The sequence below is a fragment of the Oxalobacter vibrioformis genome, assembly GCF_027118995.1.
GTDB lineage: Bacteria > Pseudomonadota > Gammaproteobacteria > Burkholderiales > Burkholderiaceae_D > Oxalobacter > Oxalobacter vibrioformis.
Map to the genome: position 1 here is coordinate 1,775,001 of NZ_CP098242.1, position 21,959 is coordinate 1,796,959.

The 21,959-nt window shown below is 50.1% G+C and carries 16 protein-coding genes, 1 tRNA gene, 2 rRNA genes and 2 pseudogenes (1 of these 21 only partly in view); 11 read left to right on the top strand and 10 right to left on the bottom strand.

Annotated elements, in window-relative coordinates; translation table 11 throughout:
• Together NB640_RS08840 and rrf are read left to right on the top strand one after the other, a co-directional pair.
• Window positions 1-2,720 (top strand): 23S ribosomal RNA (locus tag NB640_RS08840); it begins 337 nt to the left of the window's first position.
• 136 nt (window positions 2,721-2,856) lie between these two features.
• A 5S ribosomal RNA gene (gene rrf, locus NB640_RS08845) occupies window positions 2,857-2,969 on the top strand.
• 1,172 nt (window positions 2,970-4,141) lie between these two features.
• On the opposite strand, the pseudogene NB640_RS08850 reads toward rrf, so the two are convergent.
• Window positions 4,142-5,273 (bottom strand): annotated as a pseudogene (locus tag NB640_RS08850) (IS3 family transposase).
• Between the two features lie 464 nt (window positions 5,274-5,737).
• Here NB640_RS08850 and NB640_RS08855 point away from each other — a divergent pair.
• The 4 genes and pseudogenes from NB640_RS08855 to NB640_RS08870 all read left to right on the top strand — a co-directional run.
• Window positions 5,738-6,790, top strand: coding sequence for an ABC transporter substrate-binding protein (locus tag NB640_RS08855; RefSeq protein WP_269308356.1), 1,053 nt, complete (start codon window positions 5,738-5,740; stop codon window positions 6,788-6,790).
• Between the two features lie 190 nt (window positions 6,791-6,980).
• On the top strand, window positions 6,981-7,844 hold the full coding sequence (locus NB640_RS08860; RefSeq protein WP_269308357.1) for an ABC transporter permease: 864 nt from the start codon (window positions 6,981-6,983) through the stop codon (window positions 7,842-7,844).
• Window positions 7,844-9,016: a quaternary amine ABC transporter ATP-binding protein gene (locus tag NB640_RS08865; RefSeq protein WP_269308358.1), complete on the top strand. Its 1,173-nt coding sequence runs from the start codon at window positions 7,844-7,846 to the stop codon at window positions 9,014-9,016. Before NB640_RS08860 ends, NB640_RS08865 begins: the two co-directional genes overlap by 1 nt.
• Window positions 9,017-9,256: 240 nt before the next feature.
• Window positions 9,257-10,162 (top strand): annotated as a pseudogene (locus NB640_RS08870) (porin); the annotation flags it as partial.
• Window positions 10,163-10,214: 52 nt separating this feature from the next.
• Here NB640_RS08870 and NB640_RS08875 read toward each other — a convergent pair.
• Window positions 10,215-10,291, bottom strand: a tRNA-Arg gene (locus NB640_RS08875).
• A gap of 67 nt (window positions 10,292-10,358) precedes the next feature.
• Window positions 10,359-10,904: a hypothetical protein gene (locus NB640_RS08880; protein ID WP_269308359.1), complete on the bottom strand. Its 546-nt coding sequence runs from the start codon at window positions 10,902-10,904 to the stop codon at window positions 10,359-10,361.
• 265 nt (window positions 10,905-11,169) lie between these two features.
• Here NB640_RS08880 and NB640_RS08885 point away from each other — a divergent pair, with 265 nt between their 5' ends.
• Entirely contained in the window at window positions 11,170-13,002 is a 1,833-nt protein-coding gene (locus NB640_RS08885) for a tetratricopeptide repeat protein (RefSeq protein WP_269308360.1), read from the top strand.
• Between the two features lie 15 nt (window positions 13,003-13,017).
• The gene (locus NB640_RS08890) at window positions 13,018-13,500 is read left to right on the top strand and encodes a dihydrofolate reductase (protein ID WP_269308361.1); all 483 of its coding nucleotides are present in this window, start codon (window positions 13,018-13,020) and stop codon (window positions 13,498-13,500) included.
• A gap of 57 nt (window positions 13,501-13,557) precedes the next feature.
• Here the strand turns inward: NB640_RS08890 and NB640_RS08895 are convergent, their stop codons facing one another.
• From NB640_RS08895 to NB640_RS08920, 6 genes are all read right to left on the bottom strand, one after another.
• Window positions 13,558-13,872: a BON domain-containing protein gene (locus NB640_RS08895; RefSeq protein ID WP_269308362.1), complete on the bottom strand. Its 315-nt coding sequence runs from the start codon at window positions 13,870-13,872 to the stop codon at window positions 13,558-13,560.
• Window positions 13,873-13,973: 101 nt separating this feature from the next.
• Window positions 13,974-14,294 carry a BON domain-containing protein gene (locus tag NB640_RS08900; RefSeq protein ID WP_269308363.1) on the bottom strand — a complete coding sequence of 107 codons (321 nt, stop codon included), beginning with the start codon at window positions 14,292-14,294 and terminating at the stop codon, window positions 13,974-13,976.
• Between the two features lie 60 nt (window positions 14,295-14,354).
• Window positions 14,355-14,531: a hypothetical protein gene (locus NB640_RS08905; RefSeq protein ID WP_269308364.1), complete on the bottom strand. Its 177-nt coding sequence runs from the start codon at window positions 14,529-14,531 to the stop codon at window positions 14,355-14,357.
• A 35-nt stretch (window positions 14,532-14,566) separates the two neighbouring features.
• On the bottom strand, window positions 14,567-14,764 hold the full coding sequence (locus NB640_RS08910) for a hypothetical protein (protein WP_269308365.1): 198 nt from the start codon (window positions 14,762-14,764) through the stop codon (window positions 14,567-14,569).
• Between the two features lie 107 nt (window positions 14,765-14,871).
• The gene (locus NB640_RS08915; RefSeq protein ID WP_269308366.1) at window positions 14,872-15,429 is read right to left on the bottom strand and encodes a DUF4142 domain-containing protein; all 558 of its coding nucleotides are present in this window, start codon (window positions 15,427-15,429) and stop codon (window positions 14,872-14,874) included.
• Between the two features lie 116 nt (window positions 15,430-15,545).
• Window positions 15,546-16,703, bottom strand: coding sequence for a glycosyltransferase (locus tag NB640_RS08920; protein ID WP_269308367.1), 1,158 nt, complete (start codon window positions 16,701-16,703; stop codon window positions 15,546-15,548).
• A 570-nt stretch (window positions 16,704-17,273) separates the two neighbouring features.
• Between NB640_RS08920 and NB640_RS08925 the strand changes: the two genes are divergently transcribed.
• Both NB640_RS08925 and NB640_RS08930 read left to right on the top strand, forming a co-directional pair.
• Entirely contained in the window at window positions 17,274-18,905 is a 1,632-nt protein-coding gene (locus NB640_RS08925; RefSeq protein ID WP_269308368.1) for an AAA family ATPase, read from the top strand.
• Window positions 18,906-19,083: 178 nt separating this feature from the next.
• Window positions 19,084-19,494: a hypothetical protein gene (locus NB640_RS08930; RefSeq protein WP_269308369.1), complete on the top strand. Its 411-nt coding sequence runs from the start codon at window positions 19,084-19,086 to the stop codon at window positions 19,492-19,494.
• A gap of 60 nt (window positions 19,495-19,554) precedes the next feature.
• Here NB640_RS08930 and NB640_RS08935 read toward each other — a convergent pair whose 3' ends face one another.
• Complete coding sequence (locus NB640_RS08935) at window positions 19,555-20,004, bottom strand: hypothetical protein (protein ID WP_269308370.1); 450 nt, start codon at window positions 20,002-20,004, stop codon at window positions 19,555-19,557.
• Between the two features lie 475 nt (window positions 20,005-20,479).
• Here NB640_RS08935 and NB640_RS08940 point away from each other — a divergent pair, with 475 nt between their 5' ends.
• The gene (locus NB640_RS08940; RefSeq protein ID WP_269308371.1) at window positions 20,480-21,841 is read left to right on the top strand and encodes an LTA synthase family protein; all 1,362 of its coding nucleotides are present in this window, start codon (window positions 20,480-20,482) and stop codon (window positions 21,839-21,841) included.
• Window positions 21,842-21,959: the final 118 nt, after the last annotated feature.

Genomic DNA, 21,959 nt, shown 5'->3' on the forward strand with positions numbered 1-21,959 from the left:
GAAATCCAATGATAAGTACTAGGCTTGCGACAAGTAGGGCGGGACACGTGAAATCCTGTCTGAACATGGGGGGACCATCCTCCAAGGCTAAATACTCGTAATCGACCGATAGTGAACAAGTACCGTGAGGGAAAGGTGAAAAGAACCCCGGGAGGGGAGTGAAATAGATTCTGAAACCGTGTGCATACAAACAGTAGGAGCCCCTGCTCTAATGGCTTTCGATGCGAAGCATCAAAAGCCCCATGCTGATGAAAAAGAATCCTGACAAGCTGGAGAGTTTGTTGGGGGATCTTCGATGCGAAGCATCAAAAGACAATCAGGATGAAATAGAGCATTTGGACATTTGCGAAGCAAATGACTAATAGCGAGCGCAGAGAGCTATTAGAGCAGGGGTGACTGCGTACCTTTTGTATAATGGGTCAGCGACTTACATTCAGTGGCAAGGTTAACCGAATAGGGGAGCCGAAGAGAAATCGAGTCCGAATAGGGCGTCCAGTCGCTGGGTGTAGACCCGAAACCAGGTGATCTACCCATGGCCAGGATGAAGATGCGGTAACACGCATTGGAGGTCCGAACCCACTAACGTTGCAAAGTTAGGGGATGAGCTGTGGGTAGGGGTGAAAGGCTAAACAAACCTGGAGATAGCTGGTTCTCTCCGAAAACTATTTAGGTAGTGCCTCAAGTATCACCACCGGGGGTAGAGCACTGTTATGGCTAGGGGGTCATCGCGATTTACCAAACCATTGCAAACTCCGAATACCGGTGAGTGCGAGCTTGGGAGACAGACGTCGGGTGCTAACGTCCGGCGTCGAGAGGGAAACAACCCAGACCGCCAGCTAAGGTCCCTAAGATTGGCTAAGTGGCAAACGAAGTGGGAAGGCAGAAACAGTCAGGAGGTTGGCTTAGAAGCAGCCATCCTTTAAAGAAAGCGTAATAGCTCACTGATCGAGTCGTCCTGCGCGGAAGATGTAACGGGGCTAAGCCAGTCACCGAAGCTGCGGATATCCTTTTGGATATGGTAGGAGAGCGTTCTGTAGGCCGTAGAAGGTGTGTTGAAAAGCATGCTGGAGGTATCAGAAGTGCGAATGCTGACATGAGTAGCGATAATGGGGGTGAAAAGCCCCCACGCCGAAAGCCCAAGGTTTCCTGTCCAACGTTCATCGGGGCAGGGTGAGTCGGCCCCTAAGGCGAGGCAGAGATGCGTAGCTGATGGGAAGCAGGTTAATATTCCTGCACCGTCGTTAGATGCGATGGGGGGACGGATCGCGGAAGGTTGTCCGGGTGTTGGAAATCCCGGTTCTTGACTTAGAGGAGGCTGTCAGGCAAATCCGGCAGCGTAATCCAAGGGGTTGAGACGAGTGGCCATGTGCCGCGAAGCAATTGGAAGTGGTTCCAAGAAAAGCCTCTAAGCTTCAGTCTAACGAGACCGTACCGTAAACCGACACAGGTGGGCGAGATGAGTATTCTAAGGCGCTTGAGAGAACTCGGGAGAAGGAACTCGGCAAATTGGTACCGTAACTTCGGGATAAGGTACGCCCTTGTATCTTGACTGGCCTGCGCCAGGAGGGAGAAGGGGTTGCAATAAAAAGGTGGCTGCGACTGTTTATTAAAAACATAGCACTCTGCAAACACGAAAGTGGACGTATAGGGTGTGACGCCTGCCCGGTGCTGGAAGATTAAATGATGGGGTGAGAGCTCTTGATTGAAGTCCCAGTAAACGGCGGCCGTAACTATAACGGTCCTAAGGTAGCGAAATTCCTTGTCGGGTAAGTTCCGACCTGCACGAATGGCGTAACGATGGCCACACTGTCTCCTCCCGAGACTCAGCGAAGTTGAAATGGTTGTGATGATGCAATCTACCCGCGGCTAGACGGAAAGACCCCATGAACCTTTACTGTAGCTTTGCATTGGACTTTGAACCAATCTGTGTAGGATAGGTGGGAGGCTTTGAAGCGTGAACGCTAGTTTGCGTGGAGCCAACCTTGAAATACCACCCTGGTTTGTTTGAGGTTCTAACCTTGGCCCGTTATCCGGGTTGGGGACAGTGCATGGTAGGCAGTTTGACTGGGGCGGTCTCCTCCTAAAGTGTAACGGAGGAGTTCGAAGGTACGCTAGGTACGGTCGGAAATCGTGCTGATAGTGCAATGGCATAAGCGTGCTTAACTGCGAGACTGACAAGTCGAGCAGGTACGAAAGTAGGACATAGTGATCCGGTGGTTCTGTATGGAAGGGCCATCGCTCAACGGATAAAAGGTACTCTGGGGATAACAGGCTGATTCCTCCCAAGAGTTCATATCGACGGGGGAGTTTGGCACCTCGATGTCGGCTCATCACATCCTGGGGCTGTAGTCGGTCCCAAGGGTATGGCTGTTCGCCATTTAAAGTGGTACGTGAGCTGGGTTTAAAACGTCGTGAGACAGTTTGGTCCCTATCTGCCGTGGGCGTTGGAAGTTTGAGGAGGGCTGCTCCTAGTACGAGAGGACCGGAGTGGACGAACCTCTGGTGTACCGGTTGTCACGCCAGTGGCATCGCCGGGTAGCTAAGTTCGGAAAAGATAACCGCTGAAAGCATCTAAGCGGGAAACTTGCTTCAAGATGAGACTTCCCGGAGGCTTGACCTCCCTAAAGAGTCGTTCGAGACCAGGACGTTGATAGGCTGGGTGTGGAAGCGCAGTAATGCGTTAAGCTAACCAGTACTAATTGCTCGTGAGGCTTGTCCCTATAACATTGATTGTTGTAGGAAGCTAAGCTTACATAAAAAATATAAGCGTATGTCGTTATGCATCACGCCTAAGCTTCTTTACTTTATTCCCAGATTGGATCATCTGATTTATACTCAGGTGGTCAACAAGTTATGCCTGATGACCATAGCAGGTTGGTACCACTCCTTCCCATCCCGAACAGGACAGTGAAACGATTCTGCGCCGATGATAGTGCTGAAACCAGTGTGAAAGTAGGTTATTGTCAGGCAATTATATGAAAACCCCCATATCCGTAAGGATGTGGGGGTTTTACTTTTAAAGCTCCCTTCACACATCCCCATGATGTGTTAACCACCAAAAAATCCACTGGCCCATAAAGCAGTGGATTTTTTTTTAATCACGCAAAAACCACCACCCAAATGCTTCTCTTGTCTTACCGGGCAGCTCATCATGTGACAGCGGGTATTGCACTGGGCGAGCCTCATCCTCGCAGCAGGTATACGATGCCGATGAACTGCCTCCACATAATCAAAGGCTTGTAATAAAGACTGAAATTACAAAGTAGAAAAATTCACAGGGCGGGATTTCTCGTGATGGTGGCCGCGCTGGGTCTGGGTGCAGATAGAGTGGCTCATGTAGTAGTTGTATCCCCCGCACGGGTTGACGGTCAATATCAGCCTTATTGCCGTCTCTAAACCTATTAAATGAAATAGATATCCGTCGGGGCGTCAACGCTTCCCGCTTATCCTCAGCTATCCCTCAGCTATCCCGCGCAGATCACAGTCTTCAGGATGCTTCCCGGCTCGTCTCCAGGAAATTGGCGCAAACCCGACAGCAGCAACGGAAAAGAGCCGTAGTTCGAAAGTGGCCTCCTGACCGGGAAATATCGGAATTACAGGGGATGGACTGAAGGTGTTGCCTACCTGTTTTCGCGGTACCGGCATTTCCCGGAGGCGGAATCATTTACCCTTTCAAGGCGGAGCGGATAGAAGGGAAGGCGCCGCCTGGCGAATGGGCAGGAGCGTTTCCGGCTGATGAAAAGCGATGCGATTTGAGCCAATTATTTTCTGGAGCGACTGATGAAAATTGCCGGTTTCGGTTGTTCGAAATAAATAAATATGAAAGATCTTAATGAATATTAATGAAAAATAATTAATTTTATTATTTTTCCGGATGTGTGAAAAAGTTCAAGTCCGCAAGGCGCGAATGTTTGGCTCTCCGCATGAAATGGATCGTTTCACCGCGCCTTCATTGAAACAGTTTTCCGGTCGGTTTCTGTATTTTTTTTCGTACTTCTGTGCGTCCGAGAAGTGGCTCCGATTGTTTGGACAGGATTTTGTCCTGCTTAAGTGTGTTCCTTGCGGTTAAAGGGTTATCCACGGTGCCGCCTTCAGCAATAAAGGTGCTGGAGGCGAGTGCGGTGGGTAACCCGTTCATCACCTACGCTGCCATTTCCGGCTGGTGCAGGTTGTCATAGTAAAACCGATCCGGTGGTATGCCGTCAAGCGATTGGTGTGGCCGTTTCCGGTTATAAAAATCAAGATAGCGCCCGATCCCCTGTTTTACCGCGCTTACCGTGTCATAGGCACGCAGATAAATATCCTCATACTTGAGGGTTTTCCACAGGCGCTCAACAAACACGTTATCCCGCCAGGCACCCTTGCCATCCATGCTGATGGCAATCTGATGGGCTTTGAGCAGCTGCGTAAATTCCAGGCTGGTGAACTGACTGCCCTGGTCGGTATTGAAGATATCCGGCCTGTCATGGCGGTGGATTGCTTCCTCGAGTGCTTCGATACAGAAGTCCGCTGTCAGGGTGTTCGATATACGCCAGGACAGCACTTTGCGGCTGGCCCAATCCATCACGGCGAACAGATAAACAAACCCGCGTTTCATCGGAATATAGGTGATGTCTCCTGCCCACACATGATTGGGACGGGTGATCTCCAATTGCGCAGCAGGTACGGATAAACCGGATGGGCCGGATGACGCCGACTGGTATTGGGCTTCCTGTAGATCGCCGATATCCCCATCTTCTTCATCAGCGTGCCAATGCGCTTTCTGCCAACTTCATACCCCTCAAAACGCAACAGGTCGCGCAGCATCCGGCTGCCCGCAAACGGATACTCAAGATGCAACTCGTCCATTCGGCGCATGAGAGCAAGGTCTTCCGGCCTTGTCTCACAGGATCGGTAGTAGGCCGTCGATCTGGAAAGTGACAATATCTGGCATTGCCGGACAACCGACAAGTTGTGGGTACGGTCTATCATTCTTTTGCGCTCAGCAATCCCGCCTTGGTGAGCGCGCCGCTTAAAAAATCGATTTCCAGCGCCTGTTGACCAATCTTGGCATGCAGTACCTTCAAATCCGGATCTGCCTTGCCAACGGGCTTCTTGCCTTCAAAAACATGGCCAGCGTTCTCTTGCAACTGTCGTTTCCATTCGGTGACCAGGTTGGGGTGAATTTCATACTGTTGTGCTATCTCGGCTATCGTCCTGTCTCCCCTGAGCGCCGCCAGCGCCACTTTGCCCTTGAATACGCTTGAATGGTTTCTTCTGCTTCTTTTGCTCATGATTTCGCTCCCTTTGACTGCTTCGCAGCCACTATTGTGAAGCAAAAAACTCACTTATAAATCTGTCCTAATTCCCGGGGCCACTTCTCCGGCAGGTGGTGTGCTTCGGCTTTTTTTGCGGCACTGATCATGGGGCCGATCTCGCCGGGGGAGTCAAAAAATCCGAATCGCTGACCGATTGATTTTTCTCTTCGTAACCAATTGTTTTGTTTGTGTATTTTTTCTCGCGTGTCGTCGGAATGCGCGGATTACTTTTTGCAATGTCAAAAAAGATATGTTATACCTAAAAAAGGACCTGTTTTTTTGAGAAAAGAAAAATTAAACAAAAGACGAGTTATTAAGCAGAAATAATCAGCTTTTATCATAAGTTGCGATCTTTTTCAATAAAGAGAAAAAGGGGAGTCAGCGATTTCGCAAGTTCCTTTGATGCCGAAAACCGTTTGATAGCAAAAGAGAGAGAAAGTATGAGCAAAAAGGAAAACATAAAAAAACTGATCAGGCATGTTGCCCTTGCCGCCGGCCTGGCATCGGCTTTTGCCGTGAGCGCTCCGGCTGTTGCCCAGGTCTGTGAGGTGTCCCGTCCGGTTGTTTTTGCCAATCTGGATTGGGATGCCAACGGATTTCACATGGAAGTGGCCAAACGGATTGTCGAGGCGGGCTATGGCTGCCGTACCGATCATTTGAGCGGTTCTACCCTGCCGATGTTTCAGGGGATGGTCCGTGGCGATATCGATGTCACGATGGAAACCTGGCTGAGCAACCTGTCGGATGTCTATGACAAGGCGGTTGCCGATGGAAAAGTGGTTCAGGTCGGCGTCAACTATGATGATGCCAAACTGGGCTGGTATGTGCCGCGTTACCTGATCGAGGGGGATGCGAAGCGTCATATTCCGGCGCGGGCACCGGATCTGAAATCGGTATTCGATTTACCCAAATACAAGGCGCTTTTCCGTGACCCGGAAGAGCCGCAGAAAGGCCGTTTTTACAACGGGATTCTCGGCTGGACGCTTGAGGCAACCAGTACGCGCAAGCTGCAGGCCTACGGGTTGAATGACAGCTTTACCAATTTTCATTCAGGCACCGGGGCTGCGCTTGATGCGGCGATCAGCAGCGCTTATGAGCGCGGCCGACCGATTGTCTTTGCCTATTGGGGGCCGACATGGATTCTGGGCAAGTACGATATGGTGATGCTGGAGGAGCCGCCTTTCGACAAGGAAAAATGGGCGCGCCTTATTAATCCCAGGCAGAGCCCTGAGGGTGCCGGTGTTGCATTCCCGGATGTTTCCGTGCTGGTTGTTGTGAGCAAAAAGTTTCACCAGCAGGCCCCCAAACTGGTGGACTTTCTTTCAAAGTATCGCACCAGCAACAAGCTGACATCGGATGCACTGGCATATATGCAGGCCAACAAGGGCGTAACGGCAAAAGATGCCGCGCTGCATTTCCTGAAAACCCGGCAGGATATCTGGGAAAAATGGATTCCTGCCGATGTGGCAGCCAGGGTGAAAGCCTCCCTCTGATGATATCCGTGGGCCCAGGCGGCATTGCCGCTGCCTGGGCTGGTGTGTGTGAAAACACGCACGTCCTTTTTCAATCCGTACAGAACCGAAAGGATACGTCATTCAGTCATCCTGAACTGCGGTGTCCGTTCGTTAACCCTGTTACCCAATTGCACAATCCTTTGGCAGCAAGGGGCTGTCCCTGAAAAGTATGTTTCCAGAAAATCTGCAGTTTCCAATAGAGCAGCCCGTCAATGATTTCGTGGACTGGCTGGTACGCACGCACGGTGAATCGTTCGAGGCATTTTCTTCCGTCATCCTGAATCTGCTGTTAAAAGTCGAGGGACTGTTGCGTTATCTTCCCTGGTGGGGCGTCATTCTCATTGTTGCAGCCCTGATCTTCGGCGCCAGCCGCAAGCTGGCATTGACCCTGATGGTGGTCATTTCGATGATGCTCATCGGCGTGCTTGGCATGTGGGACCTGGCGATGCAAACGCTTGCCCTGATGATTTTCGCCGTGCTGGTCACCATTGTGCTGGGCATTCCGCTTGGCATCCTGATGGCGTTGTCACCGCGTATGCGCTGGCTGCTTGACCCGATGCTGGACGCCATGCAGACGCTGCCCAGTTTTGTTTATCTGATCCCGGCGATGATGCTCTTCGGCCTGGGCAAGGTGCCGGCCTTGTTTGCTACCGTGATTTATGCCGCGCCGCCGCTCATCCGGCTGACGGAACTGGGGATACGCAGTGTCAATGAGGATGCGGTTGAGGCATCGCTGGCGTTTGGCGCGACCCGCTCTCAGCTGTTGTTGAAAGTCCAGCTTCCGCTGGCGCTCCCTTCGCTGATGACGGGCATCAACCAGGCGACGATGATGGCGCTCTCGATGGTGGTAATTGCGTCAATGATCGGCGCGCGCGGTCTTGGCGAGCAGGTCCTGTACGGCATCCAGCGGCTTGATGTCGGGCGCGGATTCACCGCGGGCATTTGTATCGTATTGCTTGCGGTCGTGTTTGACCGCATCAACCAGGCCTGGGGGAAACGGTTGCAGACGCGCTTTGGAAAGGGGGTGTCGTAATGTCCGGTATCCAGATTCGGAACGTCACCAAGATTTTCGGGCCCAAACCGAAACAGGCGCTCGAAAAGGTGTATGAGGGCTGGGATAAAAGCCGGCTGCAGAATGAAGCGGGCCACGTGCTTGGCCTGAACAGGATCAACCTGGATATTGAGCCGGGCAAGACGACCGTGGTGATGGGATTGTCCGGTTCCGGAAAGTCGACATTGATCAGGCATCTGAACCGCCTGATTGAGCCGACGGCAGGCGAGATCCTGCTGGACGGCCAGGACATCATGAAACTCCGCTCCGGGGAATTGCGTGAAATGCGCCGCAATCGTTTTTCCATGGTGTTTCAGGGGTTCGCGCTGATGCCGCACCTGAACATACTGGATAACGCGGCTTATGGACTGACGATCAGGGGCGGCAATAAAAAGAAGCGTCTTGAGGAGGCTGCGCGATGGCTTGAGCGCGTCGGCCTGGCCGGGTATGAGGCATCTTTTCCGGGGCAACTGTCCGGCGGGATGCAGCAGCGTGTCGGGCTGGCCCGTGCGCTGGCGACCGGCGCCGACATTCTTCTGATGGACGAGGCGTTTTCCGCGCTGGACCCACTGATCCGAAAGGACATGCAAACGCTGCTGATTGAATTACAGGCAGAACTGCAAAAGACCATTGTCTTTATCACGCATGATCTTGACGAGGCCCTGTTCCTGGGCGACAAGATCGCCATATTGCGGGACGGCAACCTGGTGCAGACCGGAACGTCCAACGAGATTCTGCTTGAGCCGGCCGATGATTACGTGGATGAATTCGTGCGTGACGTCAACCGGGCGCGTGTCGTCACGCTCCGCTCGATCATGACTTCCGCGACGCGCCTCAAACCCGGAGATACGCCGGACGATGTCATCAGGGAAACAAGGAGACTCTTTTACAAGTTTGCCTATATTGTTGACGACGATGATCGTTTCCTGGGCATTGTTTCGGCGGAGGAGGCCGAGCGGGCAAAGAAAAGGGGCCTGTCCGACCTGGCGGGGCTGATGCGTCCCATCAACCGTGTCCGGGACAATATTTTTATCGTTGACGCGCTTGGAGAGATTCTGCACAGTCCCGCTCCCTTGCCGGTAGTTGACGAAGAGGAAAAGCTGGTTGGCATCATCAGCCCCCGAACGATCATTCGCGCCATCATGCGTGAATAGATTTGGCAAATGCCGGCTGTAGGCGCAGCCGGTTCCCCATATTTCCAGCCGCCTGTTTCCCGGCTGGCTGTTTTCCGGTAAAGACTGGTTTTCCGCGCGCTGGCGGGGAGAGCCTTTCTTAACCATAAAAAAGAAAGGACAACGAACACATGACTCAACCTGTTTTCATCAAACGTCTCGGGATAATCGGACTCATCGGTTTTTCCGGCCTTTTTTTTTCATGTCTTCGCATATGCCGCCGACCTGGTTGTTTACGGGTATTTTGATCTTGGCTACATCAGGGAAAGCGGCAAGGACCTGCGTCTCGGCCGGGGGCAGAACAACTGGCTCGGCTTTAAGGGACGTGAGGACATAGGCAATGGCACCCATGTCACGTTTAACCTGCAGACCCGTTTTGATCCGGTAACCGGTGAGGCAGAGCGGGCATCGACATTCTGGCAGGGGGAAACCACGGTCGGTTTTGACAATCCGGATATCGGCACATTCCGTTTCGGACGCGCCATGACGCCGCTATGGGAAGAGAAGTGGCCGTTTGACCCGTGGTATGACAGTGCCCTGATGGGATCGCTGGCCAATTACAACGGTGACTTCGACAGTGACGGTCTTGATCCGCACGGGGATTTCAGCAATTACTGCCGTGTCAGCAGCGCAACCTTTTACAGTTCGCCCGTCATGGCGGGCTTTCAGTTGCATGCCTCGATGGAAACCGAGATGCCCGACGGCGCGGACTCGCGTTCGGCTGGCCTGTCGCTCAACTACGGTAACGGCCCTCTGGCCGCCATGCTGGCGGTTGAAAGAAATCACCTGTCCGACGAGATTGTTTATGTGGCGGGCAGTTACAACATCGACCAATGGACTGCATTGGCGGCCTATTCGCATACCGATTTTTCAACGCAGTCGGCAGTAAATAAAGGCATGTCGAACAAGCGCAGCATCATGCTGGCGGGCATCTACGCCCTCGGCATGGACAAGATCCGTTTTGGCTACGGCCGCATTCGTGAGAACGGGGATTACAAATACACGGCGGGCTACAACATGGGACTGTCAAAGCGCACGAATATTTATCTTGATGTTTACCGTGAATATCTGGCGTATGACGACGATCACATAAACGGTATTGCCGTCGGGATGAATCACTCGTTTTGAGGCAATAAAAAACGGTGAGGTGCAATCGCACTTCACCGTTTTTTATCTGTTCTGGCGCGGCCGGCAGGAATCGAACCCACGACCCCTTGGTTCGTAGCCAAGTACTCTATCCAGCTGAGCTACGGCCGCGAAGTCATAAATTATAACGGATAAAATTGCGTTAAGGGGGAATTTTTACAAATTATTTTATTTCCCTTCAGGAGATTTCCTCACTTGAAACAGCGGCTTTAGAGGGGGCGTAAACAATGCTGACCCGGTTTTTCCTGAGTGCTTTCTGCCCGTTTACCAGGTATTCGTAATTGATATAGAGTGTGCTTTCAGGTTTTTCAGGGGGTGGTGTAAAAGTCAGTGTCAGATGGCATTGCTCCCGGCAGATAGTGGTGCCGCTGCAGGTCAATGATTCCTGGGGCGTATGCCATCCGGGATGTGCTGCCGGGAGGCCGGTAAGGTCGGTGGTTACAGTCAACATGGTAATGTCGGGATTGGTGCGGTGAAAGGACAGTTTGATGCTTTTGCTGTCCTGACATCCCGAGGTGGCATTGCCTGTCTTGACAGGCGAGGCATGACAGGCTGGTGGGGGGATATGATCCGTTGCTGGCAGTATTTCGCCGGAGACGATAATGTAGCTGTTTTCCGCTGTTTTATTTTTTTCCTGATTGCATCCCCCCAGAAGTGCAATGCTCAGGAAAATCGAAAACAGGAGCCCGGTGATGACAAGCGGAGGAGAGATATCTGTTTTCATCGCTGCTTTTTTTCCCAGTAAAGATGGCTTTCATTTTGGCGGACTGGGGCGTGACAATATTGATCTGTCACAAACGGCAAAAAGATGAGCTGGCAACAGGCAGGAAAAGATAAGGAAATACGGGACAGGAACCGGCCAATTTTCGATAGAATGGGATTGTTTTCTGCCATAAATCAGAATAGTGGCCTCATAGCGTTTCCCTGGAAGGCCAGTTACGCGTAAAATCGAAATTCTTCTTTACTGTATTTTTTACCGGGATATTTTCTTGAAACGGATCTTTTTTGTTTTGCCGGTGCTTTTGCTGTCGGCATGTGCAACAGTTAGTGATGGCACGACCGAAAATGCAGGAATGTCTTCTGCTTCCGGTCCGGTCGTTGACCAGCGTGATAATGGACAAACAGCTTCTGCTCCCAATGAGACACCGCAGGTAACAGATGCTGAACCTGCCGCTGCAGTAAAAGGGGACGGGGTACCCTCGGTTCATCTCGACAGTGATCTGCTGTACGAGATACTGATGGCGGACTTTGCCTATTCGCGGGGTGATTACCGGCTGGCGTATGAAGGGATGATGGATGCGGCGAAAAAAACGCAGGATCCCCGGCTGGCAAAACGGGCAGCAGAAGTTGCAGTGAGAGAGAAAAATCCTCACGAAGCACTGGATGCGGTGCGGTTGTGGCATAAGCTGGCGCCGGATTCTGCCGAAGCGGAAAAATACCTGATCGGTTTTCTGATTATTGAAGACCGCCTTGATGAGTTGCAGTCACTTCTGTCGCGGTCACTGGCAAAGGCAGCGCCTGCTGATCGTGGTGCCCTGATGTATCAGTACCAGCAGTTCCTCACCAGCAGCAAGGATAAAACCAGGGCTTTCAAGACGATGGAGAAAGTGGTAGCGCCTTATCTGGATGTGCCTGAAGCACATATTGCCCTTTCCCAGATGGCGTTTACCAACAAGGACAATGCGCGGGCAGAAGTGGAAGCGCGTGAGGCGTTACGATTAAAACCTGATTCGGAACTGGCGGTTCTTACCCTGGCACAGGCGGAAGCGGACCCGATTCGTTCCATCCAGACGTTGACTGAGTTTTTGAAAAAATATCCGGATTCCCGCGAAGTCCGTATTTCAAATGGGCGGATGCTGATTGCACAGAAAGAGTATGACAGGGCAAGGCGTGAATTTGAACATGTGCTGCTTACCCAGCCTGATGATCTTCTCACCCTGTATTCTCTTGGTTTGCTTTCCATTCAGCAGAATGATTATCCCAACGCGGAAAAATACCTGAAGCGCTATCTGGATGAGGCAAAAAAAGCCAAAAAACCGGAATCGGAGTCTTATCAGACCATTTTTCTCCTGGCGCAACTGGCAGAAGAGCAGAAAAATTACAAGGCTGCCCTAGAGTGGACCAACCGGATTTCCGAGGATGCTGATAGTGAAGCCTGGATGCTGGCTCAGATCAAAAGAGCACAGATACTGGTTAAACAGGGAAAAATCCGGGAGGCGAAAAATGCGCTGTCTGCTTTACGTCATGAATACCCGGCAGAAGAAGAGCGCCTGGTCCTAGCCGAGGCCCAGATTCTCCGGTCGGCCAATCTGAACCGGGATGCGTATGCGCTTTTGAAGACCAGTGTTGAAAAAACGCCATCCAATATCAATCTGCTTTACGATTTTTCGCTGGCTGCGGAGAAAATCGGGCGTTATGATGAAATGGAGTCTGCCTTAAGGCGTATCCTCGAAATTGATCCCAATAACCAGCTGGCATACAACGCCCTGGGGTATTCGCTGGCTGATCGCAATATCCGACTGGATGAAGCCTATGTTCTGATTGCCAAGGCACTGGCACTGGCACCGGATGATCCATACATTACAGACAGCATGGGGTGGATCCTTTTCAGGCAGGGCAAACTCAAGGAGGCTGAGTTGATGCTGCGCCGGGCTTATGAACTCTTGCCGGAAGCGGAAGTCATGGCGCATCTGGGCGAAGTGCTCTGGCTGTCTGACCAGCAGGAAGAAGCTCGGGCTTTTTTTGCTGAAGCCGAGAAAAAGGATCCGAAAAATGAGGTGCTGATTGAGACCATCAAACGGCTTGGTCTTCGCCGGCAATAAGACAGGGATATCTGCATGACGACTGTATCGCTGATTGCCGCGATGGCGGAAAACCGGGTTATCGGCAAGGACAACCAGATGCCCTGGCATATTCCCGGTGAACTGAAAATCTTCAAGGAATATACCACGGGCAAGATCCTCATTATGGGTAGAAAAACGCATGAATCAATCGGTCGTGTGCTGCCCGACAGGACAACCATCATTGTGACCCGGCAAGAGGATTATGTGGTGCCGGGCGCACATGTTGTTCACAGTCTGGATGACGCGCTCAAACTGGCGAAAACGCTGGGTGGGGAAATCATGATCGGTGGTGGGGGAGAGCTTTTTGCCCAGACCCTGGATAGGGCGGATTTTATGTATCTCTCCATTATCCACGCAACCTTTGAGGGGGAGGCTTATTTCCCCGAATGGGTACCTGAAGCCTTTCGTGAAGTATCCCGAAAAGAGGTGGATGCCTCCATTCCCTACTCGTTTGTTGTTTACGAACGCGCGCGTTAAGAAAAACCCGCAAAAAAGCCAGTCTCATCAGACTGGCTTTTTTGCGGGTGAACCGGGCTATCGTTTCACCGTCAGGCTGTTTTTCACGCCTTTTACCCCTTCTACTCGCTGTGCCACCTGGCCGGCTTTCGAGATTTGCGCGGATTGTGAGACAAAGCCGCTTAACTGGACGATACCGTTAAAGGTTTCGACATTGATTTCAGCCGCGCTTAAGTCTGATTCCTGAAAAATGGCAGCCTTGACGTTTGTTGTGATCGCCGAATCTTCAACATACTGGCCAACAGTTCCATGCTTCTGGCCGGTGGAACAGGCGCTGAGTGACGCAACCAGCAAGGCAAAAAAAGCAAAACAGGCATATCTGAAAACTTTCATAATGACCCCTCTCTATGACAGATTTTCAGCCCGGTTTTTTCAGGAAACCAGGCTGATACTTAACAATAGCTTTTGTCGGGCTTTATTTCAACGTCAATGTATCAGTTTTTCAGCTTGATACTGTTGTCGACATTTTTAACACCCTTGACGCTTTTTGCGACATCTTCGGCTTTTTTGATCTGTGCCGGGTTGGAAACAAATCCGCTCAGTTGTACTGTACCCTTGTAGGTTTCGACATTGATCTCGGCTGCACTCAGGTCTTTCTGGGCAAAAATCCGGGTTTTCACTTCAGTGGTAATGGCGGTGTCATCCACGTATTGAGCCGCCGTTTCTTTTGCCTGGCTCTGCCCTGCCGCACAGGCAAGTACCGAAACGAAAAGGAACGTCATGACAAAGGCGGAAAATTGGCGTAATGTTTTCATTGGTTTCCTCTCAAAATGATGTTGGAAATAGGGTATTTGTTATTGAAGCAGCGTTCAAGCCTAGTGCCTCGATAGCAGTTTGCCGATGACGATGCCCAGACCCAGTGCGGCTGTCAGGCAGGCTAGCGGTTTTTCTTCGATGCGGCCTTTGGCTTCCCGCATTTGCTGGTTGGCATAGTGTTTGGCCCGCAGCATTTCATACCGCAGCTTCAGCTTGCATAAATTCAGGTCTTTCATGTTTTTTCCTTTTTCAGTTTTCAGCTTTTCCCGTATTAATGACGCCGTGTCAACGCTTCGATAAGGCGGATGACATTATCTGACTTCTGGTTTTCTACCGCGACTTCATTAAACACAATCCTGTTGCAAAAGCCCAGACTGATGAGCCTGTCTTCATTTTGAAGCGGAACAAAAGCAGAAAACAGGGTTTCATCCATCACCATGTTAGGCAGATAGCAGGGCTTATGATTCATTGTGGTTTGCACTGATATTTGACGGGGATTAAGCAATGTTCATTTGCTGAGTAACCAGGAAAGGAAAGCTGGTTTTCAAGCTTTCCTTCTGGTCAATCATCAGCCTGTCACATCGTGGAACGGAGCTGCTGGGCTGTTTGCAAATGTGATCCAATCAGCGTACGGAGATTGGTAATATAGTTGCGCAGGTCAATGTTGTCGGCCGTTTTCAGCAAGCGGCTGTCGATCAGTTGCAGTGCCTGCTGATGCTGGTTGATCTGCTGGTCAAGGAATGCCTGGTCAAAGGCTGCACCGTTCATTTTATTGATACGGCGCATGGCGGCAGTATTTTCTTCTCGCATGTCGCGGCGAACGGCAGGCGTCTCTACCTTGATACGGTTTTTGCTCCTGATGTCACTAAGCTGTTTTTCCGCATTGTTGTGGTCGGTCATGATCTGTTGTGCATACTGCTGTACAGACGGGTTCATGGATTTTTTTGCAGCCATTTTTGCGGTTTTCATTTCGCCGTTGTTGATGCCCTGTAATGCCGAAACGACTTCACCATCGGCAATCGATTGGGTCATGGTGGTTTCGGGATGGACGTTTTGCGGTACGGTATCAGCGAAAGCGTTGGCTGCAAAAGCAGATAAAATGGCGCAGGTAAGCGCGTTAAGCGGTTTTTTCATGGTGTTCTCCTGTATCTGTGAAGTGAATCAACCAGCATAGAGGTATCATTTCAGGGTTTGGTTCCTGTGATTTGAGGCAGATCAGCCTTTTTCGCCAGTGCTGATGAGAAGACGCATTAGTGAAGAATTGGCGGTGACGGGGGTTCCTGATAACCGGGAGGGTCTTTCGGATAATTGCCTTTGCTGGCAAGGAGGCTGACATAATCAGCCCGCCACCGGGCAAGCAGATCCTGCCAGTCATGGTTTTTCTCAGCCCTTTTCCGGGCAGCACTTCCCATGCTCATGATGCCCTTCTCATAAGCAAGTGCAATACCTTCTGCCAGTTTTTGCGGACAGATGGCATCCACGCATATCCCGTTGTGTTCATCCACAAATTCTTTAAAACTGCCGGAGTCGAATCCGACGACAGGAAGACCGCATGACATGGCCTCCAGAATGGACAGCGGATAATTCTGATGCAGTTCCGGGTGGATAAGCACGTCACAACTGGCAATCAGTGTGGCCAGCATTTCAGGGGGATGCGTCTGCTGGTGAAAGTAAAAATACGACACCCTGTCATTGTTGATATTTTTCGGGTTGCTGCCGATGACCAGCAGGTGATATCTGTCATCCAGGCGTTGCATGGCTTCAAAAAGAACTTCCCTGTTTTTATGCCCGGGCGTATATTCGACATAAGCCAAAAGGCGTGTTTTCTCCTTTAACCCCAACCGGTCGCGCATCGCGCAATCCATGGTGTCGGGGTGAAAAACCGCGGTATCGATACCCGGTGGAAGATACCTGATCTGTTTTAAACCGTATTCATGGAATTTTTCCAGCAGGCTCATGCTGGAAGCAAAAACCAGGTCAAAGTGGCTGTAAAGCTGGATCAGTTTTCGGATCGCCTGTTTTTCACTGCCCAGGCGCCATGGGGTGATATAGGCGGGATGAAAGTGACAGAAAGCGCCGATCAGGATATTACTCTCCTGCCTGATGTTGACGGCTGCGCGCGCAAACTGGAAAGGATCGCTGACTTCAATGCAATCGGGATGCATGCTTTTTATCAGGAATTCGATGGATTTTCGGGAGCGGCTCAGTCGAAATCCGGGAAAGAAGGGAATACGAATGCTCGGAATTCTCACCATTTTCCCGTTTTCACAGGGCGATGTGAATCCCGGGACGACAAGGGTATGTCGGACATGGGAGAATCCGGAAAGCCATTTGGATTTTGCCGTAAAATAAGAGCGGATTTTCCGGCATTCCGGCACATAACACTGCGAAATATCGATCAGGTGCATGATTCCTTTTGTTCTGTCAGCCGACTCAGGATTTACGCCGTTTTTTGCAGAAAACGGCAAAGTGGAAAGTTATTATGTCGTGAGATATCCTGTATGAATTGATGTGAAACAAAAGGATTTGGTTTGAAGATTTTGAGGGGGATTACAAAAAACGGGCTGGCATCGCTGCTTTAGGGGTTTCAGGCGGGAAAATAAAATCCGGAAGACACGATCCAAAAAATGTGATATAAATAATATAGTCGGTAAAAAATAAGTTTTCCGGTCATTCTTTCCATCACAAGTGTCTTTTGTGATTCGCTTCTTCCACATTCCCCTCCTTATGACGCAATGTCTACCGGGCTTTGGCTTATGCGCTGAAATGCCACGTGTACCGGATTTTTCCCTTATCAGGTTTACCCTATTACCCTATCCCCCATAATTTTTTTGACACCGCTTGTTTGATCTGCCATGGATTCCTGAATATTCTCTTTTTGAAGTATCACAACAGACGTTAAAATCGATGAGACGAAAAAAGTGGTAAAAGGATGGTGGAGATAAAAATAACGATGTGTCGTAACCGGAGCATATAACATGGATCAAGAACAAGAACGATATCAGGGAATCGCCATTGCGATTTCGACGGCTATCGCCAAGGAAGCCAAGTCAAATTTTTCCGCTGCCGAGTGGGCGCAGAATATTCCTGCCTATCTGTTGTTACGGGATGACGATGAGATTACCATTTACTTCAATCAGCTGGATGAAGCCCAGAAGGACTGGCTGCATAAGAGGCTGACTGAAGGTGGACATTCCGTTACAGCCGGAACCCTTGCGGGCTTGCGTCAGGCTGAAAAAGATCCTGCCAATGCAGAAATCAAGGGGCTCAAGATGCTGGCACAGGCACTTGGCCAGTACCTGTTGCGGGATATGATTGACGGGTGGATCTATACCATCGGTGGTCAGGATGAGCAAATGCCATGGCTTGTCAACAACATTTATTATCAGGAAGGCTCGAATGCGCCACCGAATGTGGTTGTGCAGATTGTGGCAAACACGCCATTGATGAGCATGGAAGACATCAATCGCCCGACCACCCGGTTCGTGTATTTTTTCGGTGATGACTTAAGACATAAGCGTGTGGCGGATATCCTGGCTACCAAGGGGTATGTCAAGGAAACGCAGACGCTTAAGGATGCTTATCTGAAAGCCACAGTCAAATTTTCTGACTATCTGGTCAAACTCAATGAACAGTTTGTTGCCGAGGGCGAAGGATTGGAGGTGGACTATGAAAGAGGTCGTCGCTCTGCGGAACGCATCGTATTTGACGGACCAAATAAGGTGATCAATGATGAAGGGGTGATGCGCCGTAAGTTTTTCGCCCAGCTGGATTCACCGCTGTGGGCCAATATCGGTAAAATTTATTCCGAGATTCCGATTCACCCCAAGATTTTCTGTTTTAACCTGGAAACACACACCAATATGTGGATTCATGTCGACAGGCTGACCGAGTATGTCTACAATCCTGCGCTTCGTGAAAAGCTGATTCTACCGGAAGAACACCGCGACCTGGTGGATATTCTTACCCAGGATATGGATGTGTTGATGGAAGACATCATTGCAGGCAAATCAGGTGGCACTACGATTTTATGCAAGGGCGCCCCCGGCCTGGGAAAAACACTGACAGCGGAAGTCTATTCCGAGGTAGTGGGACGTCCGCTGTATCGCGTACACTCCGGACAACTGGGTGTTGATTCGGCAGCTGTGGAGTTGACACTCGACAAAATTCTCAAGCGGGCGCAGCGATGGGGTGCCGTTATGCTCATTGATGAAGCTGACGTTTATATCCGCCAGCGTTCCAACGACATTGATCATAATGCGGTGGTTGCGTCTTTTCTGCGGACACTGGAATATTTCCACGGGCTTCTGTTTTTAACGACCAATCGGGTGGATGATGTGGATGATGCGATTGCTTCACGTTGTATTGCCACGATTGTATTTGATCCGCCATCCCCGGATGATGCCAAACGAATCTGGAAAGTGCTGGCGGACCAGTTTGAATTCAAGCTGACTGACAAGCTGATCAATGATCTTGGCAAGGAATTTGACGGTATATCCGGTCGTGACATCAAGGAATTGTTGAAGCTGACAGCTAAATGGTGCCGGCGCAAGCAAGTCAAACCATCGGTCAAGGTATTCAAAAGCTGTGCCCAGTTCAGGGGGTTGTAGTATTCGGATGACCGCTTTCAGGAAAACGTTACTTTTGCGGAAAATTCTTCAACTGGTTGCGTTTTCCTTGTCCGGTATCAAGAAACCGGCGGGTGGTTTTTTTATTCTGGCATGGTAGTGATGACAGGCAGTAAAGATACTGCCTTCACGCAATCGTTAACCATAACCGGAGTGTCTCATGAAAAAAATTCTTCCCGTCCTTATTGCAACTCTTTTCGCCAGTTCTTTTGTATTTGCGCAGGAAAAACCTTTCAAGGAGCCAATTTCCGGCGTCGAATCAACCACTGATCCTCAGGCCGCTGAGTCTGTTCACCGGCAGGCGGATGCTATTCGAGCCAAAAACAAAAAAGTGGCGAATACTCACAAAAAAGCCAAAAGGGATCCTAACGCCAGACAAGCCCGCCAGAAGCAGGCGGATGGTCGCCGCCTGAAGAAAGAATCTGTTGCCAATGCCCATCAGGAAGCCGCTGACGCTAAAAGAGAAGCAAGCGAGGCCAGGGCTTATGCGGATGAGGCAAAGCAGTCAGCCAGAGAAGCCGAGAAATCTGCTGAATATGCCAAAGAAAAAGCCAGTGAAATGAAGAAGTAAATCTGATTCCGGCATTGGAATTTATAAAGCGCGCTGCGCCTGTAAAAGGGCCGGTGCGCTTTATTTTTTTTCGGTTTTTTCTGCAATGGCCTCGATCAACGCTTTTATCTGATACTCAATTGATTTTGTGACCCACTTTGCTTTCGGGGAATTTTCTCTTAATGCCAGATCAACAAGCGCTTTTACAGGCTCACTGGCCCGCTCATAGCGGGATAGCATGTTTTCGGTAATGGAGGGCATTTCAAAAGCTGCCGCATCGCCTTGGTATTGATACAATCCGCCCACATCCAGTTGAAGCCCCTTCTCAATCTTTTCAGCTGAATCTTTTCCAATTGTCCTGAAACCGTTTTTCATCTGGGAGAAGTGTGCTGGAGAAAAATCCAGCGCTTCCGCCATTTCCCTTTCGGAAGAAAACCGGCTGGGCACATTAATTTCAATGAGCCGAATCAGTGCCTGTTTCAAGGCTTCGTTGTGAACGTTTCCGCGTTTTCTTGAATTCTTTTCATCCATTTCAGAACATTAGCAATACGCTAAAACCATGTCGATTCACAAAAAGCTATTGACATGCGTATAGCATTTAGCTAAATTGGCTTTCTTGAATCTTTGAAATATCCGTCAACATCAAAAATCGTTCTGCTTGTGTTTGCCAGGAATATCCATTTTTGTTGTTCTGATTGCGCAGTAAAAATCAGATTGGCATTTTTCTTGCTATGCGGTGCTTGGAGATCAAGAGGCCCACGGCATGGTGTGATGTGAAAAATGGCAGGCTGTCATTAACCAGGGTTTTACGTGGGAGGTCATGTATCCAAACCTTGAGTTAATTGTGATGAAGTTTGTTAAATCTTCCGTTGTATTTTTACTGTTTTTTATTTCGCTTTGTTCCGTCAGGTTTATCAAGTGGTTCAGCAAAAATTTTCATAGCGCCACATTTGAGCAAGTCATCTTTTTTCTCAATGTACCCGTTGAAGGTGCCGAATCAGAGTTTGTGCGCACGTTTTATATCAAAGTGCTGCTGTTTTCTGCACTGGTTACCTTGTCGCTTGTTCTTTTGAAGTTTGTCGGGCAGCGGCTGGCAAGGCGGGAAAGCGGTGTGGGTCCGGTACTGGCAAAAGGCATGCCCTTTTACGGCAAGGCGATTTGCCTGATCAGTATTGTGATTATCGTTAGCAGTGGTTTTCGCATTAACAAGATGTTCCAGGTGGGGAATAGCCTGCGGAATCAGTACAACCGGGAAATCAGCCAGTTTTATGAAAAGTATTATGTCGATCCGCAAAAGGCGCAGATTGTTCCGCCTGCCGGAGCAAAAAAAGGAAATCTGATTGTGGTTTATCTGGAAAGTATGGAAACCACCTTCGCGGATGAAAAACGAATGTCGCAAAATCTGATTCCGCATCTCAGTCGGATTGCTGATGAAAACCTGTCTTTTTCCGGTTTTACGCAGGGTTATGGGCAATACCCGACACAGGCTGCGCTGGTCAGCAGCATGATTGGTGTGCCGATTACCTATCTGATGCAGATCGGGCGGTCAATTGTGGTGGGTGGCTCGCTGTCTGAGTTTGCGCCTGATGCGTTCTCTATCGGTCAGCTGCTACAGAAATATGGTTACCAGAATTTGTATGTGCAAGGAACAAGCGGGCGATTCAGTGGTACCGATGTTTTTTTGAAATCGCATGGCTTTGATCAGTTTTATGACATGAGTCATCTGGCCAGCCGGTTTGAGGGGGATCGTGCAAAGGAAACGCTGGAGGCGAGAGTGCGCGCCCGCTTTTATGATGAATTCACCTATGATTTTTTTAAGGAGAAAATTTCAGCACTTCCGGCTGACAAGCCGTTTTTTGCTGTGATGATGACGATAGATACCCATTTTGGCAATGCGACCCCCAATTCACAGAAGTTATTTCCGACAGAAACCGCAAACACGATCCATCATGCTTCCTATATGGCAAGCCAGTTTCTGGAATGGGTGAAAAAGCAGCCTTTTGGGAGGAATACAACGGTTGTTTTTATCGGTGATCATTTGATGATGAAGGTGGGAGGAAGAAAGAATCCGGGAAGCCGCACTTTCTTCAAGAATGTCCCGCTCAATTCGCGGTTTATTTTCAATGTTTTTGTCAATGCGAGAAAAAAAGCGCCGGAGAGGGTGCGTCATTTTACCCAGGTGGATATTTTTCCCACATTGGTGGAGTCGTTGGGCTATGAAATCAAGGGAAGCCGTCTTGGATTGGGCACATCTCTGTTTTCTGGGGAAAAAACACTGCTTGAGGAGCTGGGTGAGGAAGAGCTGAACCGTCAGTTGCGGAAGAAAAATCTGCTTTACGATTCACTTTGGGAACCCGTCAGGCATTAGCCCGTGTTATCTCTGATGCGAGAACCGTGGGCAGGTGAAGAATCTTCCGGAACAAAAAACGAGATGCACCGATGATTGATGCGTCTCGTTTTTACCGGCCAGCGGTTGCCAGGGAAGC